This window comes from Micromonospora sp. IBSANI012 (assembly GCF_052814045.1).
On the sequence record NZ_CP199933.1, the window covers coordinates 719,959 to 734,849 of the forward strand.

The following is a 14,891-nucleotide window of genomic DNA, read 5'->3' on the forward strand; positions in this document are numbered from 1 at the left end:
CTACGGCGTCGCCGGCCCGACCGCCGGTGCCGGGCCGACCACCGGTGGCGCCGCAGCGGGTACGTCGTCCGATGCCGGCCCCTGGTCCTCCGGTGCCGGCGAGTCCGGCGCCGGGCCGGTCCGCGCGGCGCCGTCACGGCGACGGGTGATCAGTTGGCGGGCCCACACCACCGGCCTGATCCGCTCCAGCGGCAGGAAGCTCGTCATCGCCGCCAGGTGCGGCGCGAACGAGATGGTGATCGTCGCGATGGTCACCAGGTGGAACGAGTAGAAGAAGCCGACCGTGGCCACCCGCCAGCGTTCGGGCAGCAGGAACACCACGGGGCTGAGGAGCTCGAAGGCGAGGATGCCGAACTGGGCGACGATCAGCAGGTACGGCACCTGCGCGATCAGGTCGGCGAATTCGGTGCCGCGCCGGATGATGGCCCGGGCGAGCACCGAGCCGGTCGCCCAGTCCAGCCCGCCGAAGCGCAGCTTGGCCCAGGCGGCGAGGAAGTACGTGCAGATCACGGCGATCTGGGTGACCCGCAGCGCCCAGCCGCCGGCCTCGGTGCGGGTCGGGTCGCCGTGCCGGGCGCGGCCGGCGGTGGGCAGGGCGGCCAGCGCGACGAGGAGCCCGATCCGGTCGTGGTCGACCTTCCCGTAGCTCATCGCGATGATCATCCACTCGAAGTAGAGCGCGAAGACCGACCAGCCCAGCAGTCGGGGCGCGCGGCCGGTCGCGGCGAGCAGGGCCAGTGGCAGCAGCGTCCAGAAGATGGCCGCGACCACGGTGGGCGTCGGGGTGGGCAGCGGGAGCAGCCGGCCGATCAGCAACGGCTGGTAGAGGTCGCCCGGGACGTCGACCCGGGTGCGTACCCACGGGGTGAAGACGACCAGGTCGGCGGCGACGAAGAGGTAGATCAGGGTGCGGAAGGCGGCCACCCGGCCGCGGGGGACCGCCTCGGTCAGCCAGCGGGTCACCGGGCCTCCTGCCAGCGCACCGTGGTCTCGTCGGTCCACCGTCCGGTGGGCCGGCCCTGGTGGATGCCGTACCAGCGGATGACGATGCGGACCTCGACCAGTTCCGGCGCGCCGGGGTGGCGTTCGGCGTACGCGTCGGCGACCTGCCGCAGCAGCGTCGGGTCGGCCGCGTAGCGGTCCTGCTGGCCCTCGATCTCGGCGCGGCGGATGCCGGTGGCGTCCTGGCCCAGTGCGATCACCGCGCCGGTGCGGTCGACGCCCTCCACGCGGGTGTCGGGGGCGGGTGCGTTCGGTGGCTCCGACGTGGAGTACATCCGGAACGGCCCGAACGGAAACTGGTCGTCGACTCCCCAGAGAGTGCCGGCGAGCAGCAGGGCCAGGCCGAGCGCGGTCGCGCCCAGCCGGACCGCGCGGCCGCGGGGGGTCAACGTCTCCATCGGGTCGTGACGATACGGGATCGGGATGTCGCGACGGTGTCCCCTGCGCGGTCCGCCGCCGGCCCTGCGTGTCGGCGGATACGCCGATGGCCGGACCCCCTGTGTGGGGGCCCGGCCGTCGTGGGTGGTGCTCAGTGCTTGTGTTCGGCCAGCTGCTTGCGCACGTCGTCCATGTCGAGGGCCTCGACCTGCTCGATCAGGTTCTCCAGCGCCGACTCGGGCAGCGCGCCCGGCTGAGCGAAGACGATCACGCCGTCCCGGATCGCCATGATCGTCGGGATGGAGCGGATGTCGAACTTCGCGCCGAGCTCCTGCTGCGCCTCGGTGTCGACCTTGCCGAAGACGATGTTCGGGTGCTTCTCCGAGGAGCGCTCGTAGACCGGGGCGAACCGCTTGCACGGGCCGCACCACTCGGCCCAGAAGTCGACCAGCACGATGCCGTCGCTCCCGGTCACCTCGTCGAAGTTGGCCGTGGTCAGCTCAACCGTTGCCATTGCACTCTCCGATCAGCGGATTGCTTTTTCGTCCCGTAGAACCAGGGCAGCCCCGATTGAATTCCCGGCCCGGGCGGGCCGAAACCGGCGCGGCCCGGGCGGGGCCGGCGGCAGACCGGCCACCTCATCGAACCGCATCTGTCGATCCCGCGCTGCGGAACGCAAATGCACTGCGCACTTGCGTCACCTCCCGTGATGGGAGCGCTTCCAAGGAGATCCACGCCACTCGCCGGTACGAATCGGTAACTTCAGCCTTGACAAGGGGTGACTGTGCGGCTAGAGATCGCATAGCACAGCGTCATCGATTACTCAGAGTGATGTCACAAAAGGGTAAATGTGACGTCCGTCTCTGTCGATGTGTCCACCCCGTACGGCAGAATCTGTGGCATCAGAGCGTGGGCGGCGGGTGCCGGGGAGGGCCCCGCCGCTCATTGCGTCTCCCCCCGGATGCGCCCGGTGTGACATTTCCACTCGGCCTCCGCCCCCGTCATCGCCTTAACCACCGGTAAGGCATGCTGTGCCGAACTCCATCGCCGCCCGTCGAAGGGGACAAGGATGCAGTTCGGCCGTTACTTCGAGGAGTTCGAGGTCGGCGCGGTCTACCGGCACTGGCCCGGCAAGACCGTGACCGAGTACGACGACCACCTCTTCTGCCTGCTCACCATGAACCACCACCCGCTGCACATGGACGCGCACTACGCCGAGTCGGCGAGCCAGTTCAAGCGCAACGTGGTGGTCGGCAACTACATCTACTCGCTGCTCCTCGGCATGTCCGTGCCGGACGTCAGCGGCAAGGCGATCGCCAACCTCGAGGTCGAGTCGCTGCGGCACGTCGCGCCGACCTTCCACGGCGACACCATCTACGGCGAGACCACCGTGCTGGACAAGCGCGAGTCCGGGTCGAAGCCGGACCGGGGCGTCGTCGCGGTGGAGACCCGCGGCTACAACCAGGACGGCACCCTGGTCTGCGTCTTCCGGCGCAAGGTCATGGTCCCGAAGAAGGAGTACGCCGCCGCGGCGGTGCCGGACGGCGTCGACCCGGAGCGGCCGAGCTTCCCCGAGCCCCGCTGACCGCAGCCCCGACGGGGCCCCTTCCCACCGTGTTCTGGCTGGGAAGGGGCCCTTTTCGCGATCCGGGGCATATGCTGGCGCCGGAGGTCCTGATGAGCCACTCCCTCGCCGGAGAGCCGCCCTCTGCCGGACGCCGTGCCGCACCGCTGACCACCGCCGTCTACTCCGCCGCCGAGTGGGACCTGCTCACCACCCTGCCCGGCCGGGTACTCGTGGCCGCCGCCTCCCCCACGCCCGGCCGCCCGCCCCGCGGCGTCGCCGCCGGGCTCGCCGGGCTCGACGCCGTGGCCGCCGGCCGGGCCTCCGACAGCGACCTGGTACGCGCCGTCGTCACCGCCATCTACGCCCGTCACGACGGGGCACCGGCCCAGGCCGACCGGCTCACCGATTTGGTCGACCTCCTCGCCGCCTGCCGGGCCGCGGAACGCGTACTCGGCCGGCGGGCCGACCCGGCCGACTCGGCTGCGTACCGGCAGTGGGTGGAGTCGGTGGCCGCCCGGGTCTGCCGGGCCGGCGATCCGCCCGGTCCCGCCGACCGACGGTTGCTGGACCGGCTCGGTGGTGCCCTGGGGCTGCGGTGACCGGGGCGGCGTCCGGCGGTGCCCCGGCCGGCCGTACCCTCTTGTGACCGTGACCGAGGACCAGCTCGACGTGGGTGTCGGACCGTGGCCCGGCGACCCGCCGGACGACCCGCGCTACGACCCGGAGCTGCTCGCCGCCGGCGACCGGCGCAACGTCGTCGACCGCTACCGGTACTGGCGGCGCGAGGCCGTCGTCGCCGACCTGGACGAGCGCCGGCACGACTTCCACGTGGCGATCGAGAACTGGCAGCACGACTTCAACATCGGCACGGTGGTCCGCAACGCCAACGCCTTCCTCGCCGCCGAGGTGCACATCGTCGGGCTGCGCCGGTGGAACCGACGCGGCGCCATGGTGACCGACCGCTATCAGCACGTCCGGCACCACCCGACGATCGAGGAGTTCGTCGCCTGGGCCGCCGGGCGGGACCTGCCGGTGGTGGGCATCGACAACCTGCCCGGCTCCCGGCCGCTGGAGACCACCACCCTGCCCCGCCGTTGCGTGCTCCTCTTCGGCCAGGAGGGACCGGGCCTGTCCGACCCGGCCCGCGCCGCCTGTGACCAGCTCTTCTCCATCGCCCAGTACGGCTCGACCCGGTCCATCAACGCCGGCGTGGCCAGCGGCATCGCCATGCACGCCTGGATCCGCGCCCACGCCGGCCCCCCGCCCGGCTGAGGCCGCCCGAGGCTCGCCGAAGGGAAACGGCCGCTCCGCTTGACGGGCCGCTGGCAGGGGGTCACGGTGGTGATGTGAGTGTCGTGGTGAGTTGTCCGAGGTGCGCCGGCCAGGTCCGGCTCCCCGACCTGATGCACCCCGAGTCGCGGTGCGCGCGGTGCGGCCCGGTCGCGCCGCTGCACGTACCGGAGCACATCGGAGCCGAGATCATGGCGAGCGTGGTCGACCGCGTCGTCGCCAACGAGAAGGCCGAGCGGCCCCGGGTGCCGCTCTGGTGTCCGTGGCCGCTGCCGCAGGGTTGGACGGTCACCGGGGTCGGCTGGGCCGGGGACGACCCCTCCGGCGTACGGGCCACGGCGGTGGCCTGCGCCGGGCCGGCGCCGCTGGGCGGGGGACCGGCCGAACTCCTGCTGGTGGCCGAGGAGCCGGGCGTCGGGCTGGGCGCCCGCTTCGCCGGGGTGTCCGGACCGGACCCGGGGCCCGAACTCGCGGAGGCGCTCACCGGCCCCGGCCCCGGGCTGGGCCACCCGGAGCACGTCGAGCCGGCCCGGATCAAGGTCGGTGGCCACCCCACTCCACTGTGGCTGGTGGATTCGGCGGCGGATCGAAGCGCGTACGCGGGCGAGGCTCGGGGAATGTGGCTGCATGCGATAGCCTGGCCGGCGAGCGCGGGTCACCTCCTCGCGGAAGACGTCGTCCTGCACGACCTTTCCGAGTGGACACCGCCCGAGCTCGTGTACGGCGCGCCGTCACCTCACCTGCACGGCAGGGCCTGACCGCCCTGACGGACTTGTGAGGGTACGGTCGCAGATATTCACTGTACGACACCATACTGATACTCTGGGTGCCGCTGCGGTAAACGGACCCGGCCCCGCGCGAGAGGATGGCCCGCTATGGTCAAGAAGGTCCTCACCTGGGCCGGCGTCGCATTCTTGATCTTCTTCGTCGCCTACCGGCCGAACTCCGCCGCGGACGTCTTCAAGTCGCTCGGCGGCGGCATCATGGACATCGCCCAGGGCTTCGGCGACTTCTTCACCAGCCTCGTCGCCTGACCGCCCATGGGCAGCCCCTCCGGACCCCCCTTCGATCCCGACGACCCCGACCGGGAGCGCCGGGAGCGGGACACCGAGCCGATCCCGCGGTTCCGTCCCGACGACGGTCCGGGTTACGGCTCCGGCCCGAACCTCTCCGACGGTCCGTCCCTTTCGGACGACATCGGCTACGGCGAGGGGCCCGGATACGCCGGTGAGGGCCGCTCCGGGCGGACCTGGGCGCGCGACCCGGAGGCCGGCTATCAGCAGGCCACCATCTCCGAGGAGGAGCTGGCCGGGCTGCGGGTGGACGCCTCCGGCATGCCGATGGGCCCCCGGCGGGTGCTGCCCCTGGAGGACGAGCCCAGCTCGCTGGTCGCCCGCTACCTCTTCCCCACCGAGCGCTACCGGGGCGAGTGGAAGCGGCACTGGATCCACCTCGCCACCCCGATCGTCGTCGGCATCGCCGCGACCTTCATCCTCGGCTACCTCTCCGGCTTCCTCGCCGGGCAGGACGTCGGCGCCCTCACCACCGTCGCGGTGCTGCTCTGGTTCGCGGTGATGGGCTGGGTCGCCTGGCGGGTCGCCGACTGGTGGTACGACCGCTTCATCCTCACCAACAAACGGGTCATGGTGGTCAACGGCATCATCACCCGCCGGGTCGCCATGATGCCGCTGGTCCGGGTCACCGACATGAAGTACGAGCAGACCCCGACCGGTCGCGCGCTCAACTACGGCACCTTCGTGCTGGAGTCGGCGGGCCAGGAGCAGGCGCTGCGGGAGATCAAGAACCTGCCCAACCCGAACGAGCTCTACCTGCGTGTGGTCGAGGAGATGTACGAGCCGCAGGCGGTCGAGGCGCGGTTGGGCAAGGAGGCCGACGAGGCCAAGGCCGACGACGGCGCCTGAAGCTTTTCGTCCGTTCATCGGAGGAACTGCGAACCTTTCGCCGTGGACCCCGCCGCCTCGGCCATGGCACCCTGCCTGCAGGGACGGGGTGCGGAGGTGACGCGTGGCCGAGCGGGATCCGCTCGAGGAGGAGTTCCGCGACTTCGTCGCGGCGCGCTCCAGTGCCCTGCTGCGCACCGCGTACCTGTTGGCGGGGGACTGGGCCACCGCCGAGGACCTGCTCCAGACCGCGCTGACCAAGACGTACCTGGCCTGCAAGCGGCTCGGCGGGATCGAGGCGATCGAGCCGTACGCGCGGCGGGTCATGGTCAACACCTCCACCAGCTGGTGGCGGCGGCGCTGGCACGGTGAACGCCCCACCGAGGTGCTGCCCGAGCGGGCCGGGGTCGACGAGATCGAGCAGCAGCTCGACCGGGACGTGCTCTGGCGGCACCTGACCGCGCTCCCTGCCCGGCAGCGGGCCGTGCTGGTCCTGCGCTTCTACGAGGACATGTCGGAGGCGCAGACCGCCGCGCTGCTGGAGATCTCGCCCGGCACGGTGAAGAGCCAGACCTCCCGCGCGCTGGCCACCCTGCGCCGTCGACTCGGCGAGGAGGCGGCCCGGGAACTGCCGGAGACGGTGATCCCGACCGGAGGGCGGCCCGTGCCGTCCGGGCCGGCTGCGGTCGTACCCCCGGAACCGGCCGGCCCACGGCGTGCCCCGCAGGCCGGGCGACCGGGACGGACGGCCGGAAGCGGCGCGACCACCCCGTCGCCACGCCCGGCCGAGGCCCGCGGTGCCGGCCGGGACGTGCCCGCCGGAGCGGGTCGGCGGCCCGAACTGCCCGTGCCCGGTGCCGTCCGCCCCCGGGCGGCCGTCCCGGCGGAGACCCGGTGAAGCCGACCCCGGCCGCACGGGACAACCGGACCGGCGGCCCGGAGCGTCCAATGGCTGTGACGCAGGACGACCTGGAGCGGGCGCTGCGGGAGACCTTCTCCCGCCGGGTCGCCGTGCCTCCGCCGTTGGCCGCCGATCCGGCGGGGCTGGCCATCGGCCGGGCCCGGCGGGTCCGTCACCGGCGGACGCTGACCGGGCTGTCGCTGGCCGCGGTCGCCACGGCGGCGGTGACCGCCGGGATGGCGCAGCTCGGCGGCCACCCCAGCCGCTCCACCACGCCCACCGTGGTGCTCGGCGACCCGCGCGGCGGGGCCACCGCGGCCGCCTGGCCGGTCGCCCCCGACCCACCGGCCCCGCGCGCCGAGGGAGAGGTCGAACTGATCGTCGGCGGTGCGCTGGTCACCGCCGAGGGAAAGCGGTACGACCTGGGCATCGGCCCGGTCGAACAGGCCCAGCGGCTGCCCGAGCACGGCGGCTGGCTGGTGGTGGGAGCACCCACCCCGGCCGGGCGCACCCTCTGGGTCGTGCCGTCCGGCGACGCCCCGCAGGTGCTGCTGGCCGGTGCCGAGGCGGTCGTGCTGAGCCCGGACGGCCGGCAGGTCGCCTGGCGGGACGGCGACGGGCTCTTCGCGGCCGGCCTGGTCGCCAACCGGCTCCTCGCCACCGCCGGTACGACCGCCGCGCACGGTGCCACGCCGGTCCGCTTCGTCGGCGACCGCGTCCTGGTCCGCTCCCACACCGGCGGCCACCTGCTGTGGCGGCCCGCCGCGGGCCCGCTGCCCGACGGCGACCGCAATGTCCTCGACGTTTACGGCGCGCTGCCCGACGGGAGGCCCGTCGGGCGGGTTCCCGCCGACGGGAACCCCGGCCGGTCCTGTCTGGCGGTGCTCGACCCGGTCGATCTCGCGCCGACCGCCACCGGCTGCGCCGCTCCGCTGGCCGGGGACGGCCTCGGGGCCGTCTCCCCCGACGGCCGGTGGCTGCTGGTCAACGGCCGTACCGGCGGGACCGACGGTGCGCTCCTGGTCGACCTCGCCGGCCCCGAACCGGGCCACGCCGCCCGGGCCGCCGGCCCGACGATCAGCGGCGAGGTGGCGTGGAACGGCGCCACGATGGCCGCCTACGTCGACCGGGGCGGGGCGCTGGCGCGGGTTGACCCCGACAAGGTGCTGGCCGGGGGACGGGCCTCCACGACGATGCTGAGCGGGGTCACCTCCGGCGAGCGCCCGGTCGTGGTGGCCGGCGCCTCCTGACGGCCGGGCGGTAGCGTCGGAGCGTGATCTCGCGTCCGGCGATCGACCTGCACACCCACTCCACCGCCAGCGACGGCACGTTGAGCCCGGCCGAGCTGGTCCGCGCCGCCGCCGACGCCGGGCTGGACGTCGTCGCCATCACCGACCACGACACCACCGCCGGCTGGGACGCCGCCGTGCGGGCGCTGCCGCCCGGCCTGACCCTGATCCGGGGCGCGGAGATCTCCTGCCGGTGGCACGGGGTGGAGCCGGCGGTCCCGCTGCATCTGCTCGCGTACCTCTTCGACCCGGACCACCCGGAACTCGTCGCCGAGCTGGCCCGGGTGCGGCTCGCCCGCGAGGTGCGCGGCGAGCGGATCGTCGAGCTGCTGCGCGCCGACGGGATCGACATCAGCTGGCCGGAGATCATGGCCGCGGCCGGCGGCGGGACGGTCGGCCGGCCGCACATCGCCGCAGCGCTCATCCGGGCCGGCCTGGTCGCCACCACCACCGAGGCGTTCGGGACGGACTGGCTGGGCGAGCGCTACCGGCTGCCGAAGGAGGACGTGGACGTGTTCCGGGCGGTCGAGCTGATCCGGGCCGCCGGGGGCGTACCTGTCTTCGCCCACCCGCGGGCGACCCGGCGGGGCCGGATCGTGCCGGACGAGCTGATCGTCGAGCTGGCCGCGGCCGGGCTGGCCGGCCTGGAGGCCGACCACGAGGACCACTCCCCGGCCGAGGCCGCGCACGTGCGCGCGCTCGCTGCCGAGCTGGGCCTGCTGGTGACCGGCTCGTCGGACTTCCACGGCACGCACAAGACCGTCCGGCTGGGCGCGCACACCACCGCGCCGGAGGCGTACGAACGGATCGTCGCGGCGGCCTCCGGGGTGACCGGCGTCGCTTCCGGCTGATCCGCGTTGCCGTCCACAGCGGCCCGACTACGGTTAGCCGGTGGATCTCAAGCTCTTCGGTGAGGTCTTCGTGACCCTGCTGGTAATCGTCGACCCGCCGGGCATGATGCCCATCTTCCTCGCTTTGACCGGGCCGCTGACCGCACGCGACCGCAACCGGGCCGCCTGGCAGGCGGTCGCGCTGGCGCTCGGCGTGATCGTGATCTTCGCGGTGGCCGGTCAGACGCTCCTCGACTACCTGCACGTGGACCTGCCGGCGTTGCAGGCGGCCGGCGGTCTGCTGCTGGTGCTGGTCGCGCTGGAGCTGCTGACCGGCAAGGCCGACGACCCCAGTCAGCAGGTCACGTCGAACATCGCGTTGGTGCCGCTGGGCACGCCGCTGCTGGCCGGTCCGGGTGCCATCGTGGCGACCATGCTCTTCGTGCAGCAGGCCGACGGTCTCGACGACCACTCCGCGATCGCCGCCGCGATCGTCGCCGTGATGATCGCGGTCTGGATCGTGCTGCGCTTCTCCGGCGGCATCGTCAAGATCCTGCGCCCCGGTGGCATCGAGGTGCTGACCCGGATCGCCGGCCTGCTGCTGGCCGCCATCGCCGTGCAGCTCATCGCCGACGCGGTCGCCGCGTTCGTCACCCAGTACGTGAACATGACCTGACCCGGCCCGGCTCCGGCGGCGGTGCCGGCGTGGCGGTGTCGGACCCGGGTGGCAGGATCGGACCCGTGCGACGAGCCTCCTCCGCCGGACGATCCGCGGGCGCCCCCCGACCCCGTGCCGAGCAGGCCGAGCAGTTGGGGTTCGAGGGCATGCCGGAGCGGCTCTTCGTCTGTACCCCCAGCAAACTCGGCGCGTACGAGGACTGCCCCCGCCGCTACCGCTACTCCTACGTCGACCGGCCCGCCCCGCCCAAGGGGCCGCCGTGGGCGCACAACTCGCTCGGCGCCAGCGTGCACACGGCCCTGAAGAACTGGTACGCGCTCACCCCGGAGCGACGCCGGCCGGAGGCACTGGCCGGGCTGCTCAAGGGCACCTGGGTGCGCGAGGGCTACCGCGACGACGAGCAGGAGCGGCAGGCCTACCGGCGGGCGCTCGGCTGGCTGGAGGCGTACGTCGAGACGCTGGAGCCGGGCGCCGACCCGCTCGGCGTGGAGCGGGTGGTCGCGGTCCGGACGGCGGTGCTGGCCTTCAACGGTCGCGCCGACCGGATCGACTCCCGACCCGGGCCGGACGGGCCCGAGCTGGTCATCGTCGACTACAAGACCGGCCGCACCGGGCTGGACACCGACGACGCGCGGGGCTCGCAGGCGCTGGCGCTGTACGCGTACGCCGCCGAGCGGACGTTCCGCCGGCCGTGCCGGCGGGTGGAGCTGCACCACCTGCCCACCGGGACGGTCGCCGCGCACGACCACACCACCGAGTCGCTGGCCCGGCAACTCACCCGCGCCGAGGACACCGCGCGCGACATCATGGCCGCCGAGCGGGCCGTCGCCGACGGGGCCGACCCCGACGAGGCGTTTCCGCCGGTGGCCGGGCCGCGCTGCGGCTGGTGCGACTACCGTCGCAGCTGCCCGGTGGGGTCGCAGGTGCCCGGCCGCGAGCCGTGGGCGGCGATGGACCGCCCGCCCGCACCCGGCGCCGACTCCGCCGCGGTCGCGGGCGGCGGTAGTTGAGGCGGGAAGCCCTGGCCACCAGCGGCACGGTGCCCTGAGCGATGGCCTGCAGCGCGGATCGAGGTGGTCACGGCTGAACGCCAGCACCCGCCGCTGACCCCGCCCGCCCTGCGAGATGTCCGGCTTCACCCAGAGTCACGCCCGTGCCGCAGGACTTGAGAATGAGCGGTATGCCTGTCAGGCATAAATATTCCGCTCAGGCATATCGCTCATCAGGGTGTGCCGGCTGGGCCGCCGGCGCGCTTGGGTCAGCGCCCTTTGTCACACCAGCCATGGCTGGTGGATGCCGAGCCGACCGCTCCGGACGGCGGGCGGGAAGGTGTCAGCGTCGGGCCGCACACTCCGGGGTGACCGGCCGAACCGTCACCGTCGCAGGTCAGGCGGCCGTGGCGGCGAGCCGGGCGGCCCGTTCCTTGGCCGCCTGCTGCATCGGGCCCTCCCGCCAGTCACGGGGCAGTGCGGCCAGGGCGAGGCGCAGCGCGCGGACGCCCAGGTCGGCCGAGAGCGCGGTGGTGGGCAGCCCCAGGCCGCCGTACAGCCGCAGCGCCCAGGGCGGCAGCAGGCCGAGCGCGGTGCCGGCGATCCCCAGGTACGCCCAGCGGGGCGGCCCGAGGCTCAGGCCCAGCCGGGCCGGCAGGCTCAGCTTCCACGGGATCGGCGGCGCGGTCAGGAACAGGCCGGTCTCGGCCGCCTCCCTGGTCATCCGCAGCTCGGGCCGTACCGCCCGGTAGTAGTCGGCGACCTCGGCGGCGCTGCCGGGCACCTCGGTCGGGTCGAGCCCGACCAGCGCGGCGGCGCGCCGCTGCTCGGCGTAGTAGCCGTCCACCTCGGCATCGGTCAGCGACAGCCCGGCCCGGCGGGCGGTGCTGACGAACGACTCGACCTCGGTGACGTGCACCCAGCGCAGCAGCGCCGGGTCGTCGATCCGGAACTCCTCGCCGGTCAGCGGGTCGGTCGCGCGCATCCGGGCGTGCAGGCCGCGCAGCCGGCGACCGGCCGCCTCCGCCTCGGCGGTGGTGCCGTAGATGACGGTGCCGACGTACGTGGCGGTCCGGATCAGCCGACCCCACGCGTCGGTGCGGTAGTTGCTGTTCTGCGCCACGCCGGCCATCGCCCGCGGATGCAGCGCCTGGAGGTAGAGGGAGCGCAGGCCGGCGACGATCAGGACCGGCTCGTCGTGCACCTTCCAGGTGACCGATCCCGGACCGAAGAGGCCGATGTCGTCGGAGTCCACCGCCCAAGAGTGCCACGGGACGCTCGGGTGGGACCCGCTCGTCGGGTCACCCGGTCACGGCGGTGATCGTCGACGGCGAGCGGGGGTGCTGCGGCTCGGGTCAGACGTCGGCGGAGCGGCGGGCCTGGCAGGTGGGGCAGAGCCCCCAGAAGGTCACTTCCGCCTCGTCGACCTGGAAGCCGTGGGCGGTGCTCGCGTCGAGGCAGGGGGCGTCACCGACGGCACAGTCGATGTCGGCGATCTCGCCGCAGCCCCGGCACACCACGTGGTGGTGGTTGTCGCCAACCCGGGCCTCGTAGCGGGCGGGACTGCCCGCCGGCTCGATCCGGCGGGACAGGCCGGCGCGGGAGAGCGCGCCGAGGACGTCGTACACCGCCTGGGTGGAGACCGAGTCGAGGCGTTCGCGTACCCGGCGGGTGATCTCGTCGACCTCCAGGTGGCCGCCGGCGGCCAGCACGTCCAGGACGGCGAGGCGCGGCCGGGTGACCCGCAGGCCCCTCGACCGGAGCAACTCCTCACCACTGGACATGAGGCAATGACAGCACGGGGTCACCGGGTCGACAAGTGAACCCGGCGGCACGTGGCCCCGGCCACAGCTCAACTGCGTTGTCGTAGTTGGTGAACCGCATCGGCTGACATCGCGTGTGTCCGATCGGGGGCGTGCTGCGACGGATGGATCGTCGTACGCTTTCGCGGCCAACCGCAGCCATCGTCGGAGGTGTCGGTGTTCAAGGAGATCAACGGCCTGCCGGGCCACATCCTGGTGATCCACGCGGCGGTGGTGTTCGTCCCGCTGCTGGCACTGCTCGCCTCCGCGTACGGGCTGGTGCCCCGCTGGCGCCCCCGGCTCGCCTGGGCGGTGGTGATCCTCTCCGTGGTGACGCCGGTGATCACCTGGGTCGCCACCGAGTCCGGCGAGGCGTTCGAGGAGTTCCTGAAGGGCAAGAACTACCCGCCCCAGTTGCTGGCCAAGATCCAGGAGCATTCCGAGTACGGCGAGACGACGCTCTGGCTCACCGTGGGGCTCGCCGTGGCGGCCCTGGTGCTGCTGGCGCTGACCAGCGACCGGGTGCCTACCCCGCGCCTGCCGTCCTGGGTCAGCTGGCTGCTCACCGGCATCATCGTGGTGCTCGCGGTGTTCGCGCTGATCTACGTCGTGCTGACCGGCGACACGGGCGCGCAGTCGGTCTGGGGCAACACCCTCTGACCGGTCGTCCCCCTCAGAAGAGCGCCCGGGAGCAGAGCAGACAGAGCAGCACCAGCAACACCGCCCCGGCCACCCCGCCGACGGCGTAGGTGACCCGCTGCGCGCGCTGCTCCGCCGCGTCCATGGCCTCCATGTCCTGCGGCGGCAGCGCCCGCGGTGGCGTGGCCTGGAGGTGCACCGGTGGTCGCCAACCGGGCGGCGGCGGGGTGGTCGGCGGCGGACCGGCGTAGCCGGGCCGCGCGGCCGCCTGCCCCGGGACCGGTGCCGGGGGTACGTCCGTCGGGGCGGCCCACGGTGACGGCGAGGTCGGCGCGCCGGGGGTGCCGGCACTCGCCACGCCGTTGGTCGTCGTCGTGGTGCCGGTCGCCGGCCCGGCGGGCTGAGGCCCCGCTGCCGGGGTGAGGCCGAAGGTGGGCTCGCCGAGCGTTGCACCGTCGGTGCCGGGAGTCGTCCGGTCGGTGTCGGGTGCCGTCGGCTGGGCCTGCTCGGGCGGCCGTCGCCAGAACTCGTCCTCGGAGCTGGCACCGCTGGGCGTCGTCACGCCGTCCGACGCTACCAACGCGGGAAGCGCGCGGCCGCCCGACGCGGCGACGGACTGGGTGCCGGTGACAGCGGTGAGGTGGCGGCGACCGGGACTGGTGTGGCTCGCAGCCGAGCTGCGGGAGGGCGCAGTCCCGGGTCAGGCTCGTCTGGTCGATGAGGCCGGGCAGCTGCACGCTCGCGGTCCGGGTCCACGTGTGGCCGCCAGGATCGGGCTGGGCTGGGATAGTGTTGCCGCTCGTGAGCATCGAGGAGCCGGACGTGCGCGACGACGACCGCGCCGTCGATCTCAGCGAGGATTTCGTGGTGCTGCCCGAGCAGACGGTGGACGACACCGACCATGGTTGGGGTGAGCGCGTCGGCGGCAACGACGACTGGCTGCTCGCCGAGCGCCCGCCGCACTGGGGCTGACCCACCCTTCTTCCGTCAGCGGGCCGTCGGGTCGGACATGTGACCGCCGCCGAAGCCGCCGTCGCCGAGCGGCGCCGTCCGTCCGGCGGGCCCTCCGAGGGCGTCCCCATGATCGGGTAGCAATTTCCGAGGCTCGCGTCGGCGTGTCGCGTCGGAAATTGCTACTCGATCACCCCTGCTGCTGGCGTTGATGGCGTCCGAAGAGACGCGATCGAGGCAGCCGCTAATGGAGATCGCGGCAGCAGGCTGTGCGACAGCGCTCGTCCCGTCAGGCCCGTGCGCGGGGCGGGCGGGCTGGGTCAGCCGCGTACCACGACGGCGAAGCGACTTCCCTCCGGCTGGCCGACGGCGCGTTGTGCCTGGTCCGGGCGGAGCGCCAGGTAGAGGGCGGAGGATCCGTCGGCGGCGTCGCCGCCCACCACGTCGAGCACCAGCGCTCCGGAGGCCACCAGTCCGGCCTCCACCGGCGTCCGGCCGGCCGGTACGACCAGCAGGTCGACCCGGGCTCCCGGCCGCAGCACCGCGAGCGCGGCGGGTTCGGCCAGCCGCACCGGTACGCCCACCGACCCGCTCGGTAGCGGCAGCGCGCCCCGCCGACCACCTCCGGTCGACGGCCCCGCCCCCGACCGATCACCTCCGGTCGACGGCCCCG

Annotated in this window: 20 protein-coding genes; 13 read left to right on the forward strand and 7 right to left on the reverse strand. The window is 73.5% G+C overall.

Annotated elements, in window-relative coordinates:
- The 3 genes from ACTWM8_RS03545 to trxA all read right to left on the reverse strand — a co-directional run bounded on the left by ACTWM8_RS03545 (position 1) and on the right by trxA (position 1,894).
- Positions 1–963: an MFS transporter permease gene (locus tag ACTWM8_RS03545; RefSeq protein ID WP_446212538.1), complete on the reverse strand. Its 963-nt coding sequence runs from the start codon at positions 961–963 to the stop codon at positions 1–3.
- Entirely contained in the window at positions 960–1,400 is a 441-nt protein-coding gene (locus tag ACTWM8_RS03550) for a hypothetical protein (protein ID WP_446212539.1), read from the reverse strand. Before ACTWM8_RS03550 ends, ACTWM8_RS03545 begins: the two co-directional genes overlap by 4 nt.
- A gap of 131 nt (positions 1,401–1,531) precedes the next feature.
- Positions 1,532–1,894 carry a thioredoxin gene (gene trxA, locus ACTWM8_RS03555; protein WP_446212540.1) on the reverse strand — a complete coding sequence of 121 codons (363 nt, stop codon included), beginning with the start codon at positions 1,892–1,894 and terminating at the stop codon, positions 1,532–1,534.
- 555 nt (positions 1,895–2,449) lie between these two features.
- Between trxA and ACTWM8_RS03560 the strand changes: the two genes are divergently transcribed.
- From ACTWM8_RS03560 to ACTWM8_RS03610, 11 genes are all read left to right on the forward strand, one after another.
- Entirely contained in the window at positions 2,450–2,965 is a 516-nt protein-coding gene (locus ACTWM8_RS03560) for a MaoC family dehydratase (protein WP_179802973.1), read from the forward strand.
- Positions 2,966–3,036: 71 nt separating this feature from the next.
- A complete protein-coding gene (locus ACTWM8_RS03565; protein WP_446212541.1) occupies positions 3,037–3,546 on the forward strand; it encodes a hypothetical protein in 510 nt (169 codons plus the stop codon).
- Positions 3,547–3,595: 49 nt separating this feature from the next.
- Entirely contained in the window at positions 3,596–4,219 is a 624-nt protein-coding gene (locus ACTWM8_RS03570) for a TrmH family RNA methyltransferase (protein ID WP_280839222.1), read from the forward strand.
- 86 nt (positions 4,220–4,305) lie between these two features.
- The gene (locus tag ACTWM8_RS03575; RefSeq protein WP_446212542.1) at positions 4,306–4,995 is read left to right on the forward strand and encodes a DUF6758 family protein; all 690 of its coding nucleotides are present in this window, start codon (positions 4,306–4,308) and stop codon (positions 4,993–4,995) included.
- Between the two features lie 117 nt (positions 4,996–5,112).
- Entirely contained in the window at positions 5,113–5,271 is a 159-nt protein-coding gene (locus tag ACTWM8_RS03580) for a hypothetical protein (RefSeq protein WP_170285364.1), read from the forward strand.
- 6 nt (positions 5,272–5,277) lie between these two features.
- Complete coding sequence (locus ACTWM8_RS03585) at positions 5,278–6,159, forward strand: PH domain-containing protein (RefSeq protein WP_446212543.1); 882 nt, start codon at positions 5,278–5,280, stop codon at positions 6,157–6,159.
- Between the two features lie 103 nt (positions 6,160–6,262).
- On the forward strand, positions 6,263–7,036 hold the full coding sequence (locus ACTWM8_RS03590) for a SigE family RNA polymerase sigma factor (protein ID WP_446212544.1): 774 nt from the start codon (positions 6,263–6,265) through the stop codon (positions 7,034–7,036).
- 50 nt (positions 7,037–7,086) lie between these two features.
- Positions 7,087–8,289, forward strand: coding sequence for a hypothetical protein (locus tag ACTWM8_RS03595; RefSeq protein ID WP_446212545.1), 1,203 nt, complete (start codon positions 7,087–7,089; stop codon positions 8,287–8,289).
- A gap of 26 nt (positions 8,290–8,315) precedes the next feature.
- The gene (locus tag ACTWM8_RS03600; protein WP_377605107.1) at positions 8,316–9,179 is read left to right on the forward strand and encodes a PHP domain-containing protein; all 864 of its coding nucleotides are present in this window, start codon (positions 8,316–8,318) and stop codon (positions 9,177–9,179) included.
- A 40-nt stretch (positions 9,180–9,219) separates the two neighbouring features.
- Positions 9,220–9,834 (forward strand): MarC family protein, encoded by a 615-nt coding sequence (locus ACTWM8_RS03605; RefSeq protein ID WP_154939817.1) that lies wholly within the window; start codon positions 9,220–9,222, stop codon positions 9,832–9,834.
- A 149-nt stretch (positions 9,835–9,983) separates the two neighbouring features.
- Positions 9,984–10,847: a RecB family exonuclease gene (locus tag ACTWM8_RS03610; protein WP_446214454.1), complete on the forward strand. Its 864-nt coding sequence runs from the start codon at positions 9,984–9,986 to the stop codon at positions 10,845–10,847.
- A gap of 376 nt (positions 10,848–11,223) precedes the next feature.
- Here ACTWM8_RS03610 and ACTWM8_RS03615 read toward each other — a convergent pair whose 3' ends face one another.
- Both ACTWM8_RS03615 and ACTWM8_RS03620 read right to left on the reverse strand, forming a co-directional pair.
- Positions 11,224–12,081, reverse strand: coding sequence for an oxygenase MpaB family protein (locus tag ACTWM8_RS03615; RefSeq protein WP_446212546.1), 858 nt, complete (start codon positions 12,079–12,081; stop codon positions 11,224–11,226).
- Positions 12,082–12,181: 100 nt separating this feature from the next.
- Positions 12,182–12,610 carry a Fur family transcriptional regulator gene (locus ACTWM8_RS03620; protein ID WP_357616145.1) on the reverse strand — a complete coding sequence of 143 codons (429 nt, stop codon included), beginning with the start codon at positions 12,608–12,610 and terminating at the stop codon, positions 12,182–12,184.
- A 195-nt stretch (positions 12,611–12,805) separates the two neighbouring features.
- On the opposite strand from ACTWM8_RS03620, the gene ACTWM8_RS03625 reads away from it, so the two are divergent.
- Complete coding sequence (locus ACTWM8_RS03625; protein WP_446212547.1) at positions 12,806–13,288, forward strand: DUF2231 domain-containing protein; 483 nt, start codon at positions 12,806–12,808, stop codon at positions 13,286–13,288.
- A gap of 13 nt (positions 13,289–13,301) precedes the next feature.
- Here the strand turns inward: ACTWM8_RS03625 and ACTWM8_RS03630 are convergent, their stop codons facing one another.
- Positions 13,302–13,829: a hypothetical protein gene (locus ACTWM8_RS03630; RefSeq protein ID WP_446212548.1), complete on the reverse strand. Its 528-nt coding sequence runs from the start codon at positions 13,827–13,829 to the stop codon at positions 13,302–13,304.
- 239 nt (positions 13,830–14,068) lie between these two features.
- Here ACTWM8_RS03630 and ACTWM8_RS03635 point away from each other — a divergent pair, with 239 nt between their 5' ends.
- On the forward strand, positions 14,069–14,239 hold the full coding sequence (locus ACTWM8_RS03635) for a hypothetical protein (RefSeq protein ID WP_446212549.1): 171 nt from the start codon (positions 14,069–14,071) through the stop codon (positions 14,237–14,239).
- A 299-nt stretch (positions 14,240–14,538) separates the two neighbouring features.
- Here the strand turns inward: ACTWM8_RS03635 and ACTWM8_RS03640 are convergent, their stop codons facing one another.
- Positions 14,539–14,802, reverse strand: coding sequence for a hypothetical protein (locus ACTWM8_RS03640; RefSeq protein WP_357996271.1), 264 nt, complete (start codon positions 14,800–14,802; stop codon positions 14,539–14,541).
- Positions 14,803–14,891 lie beyond the last annotated feature (89 nt).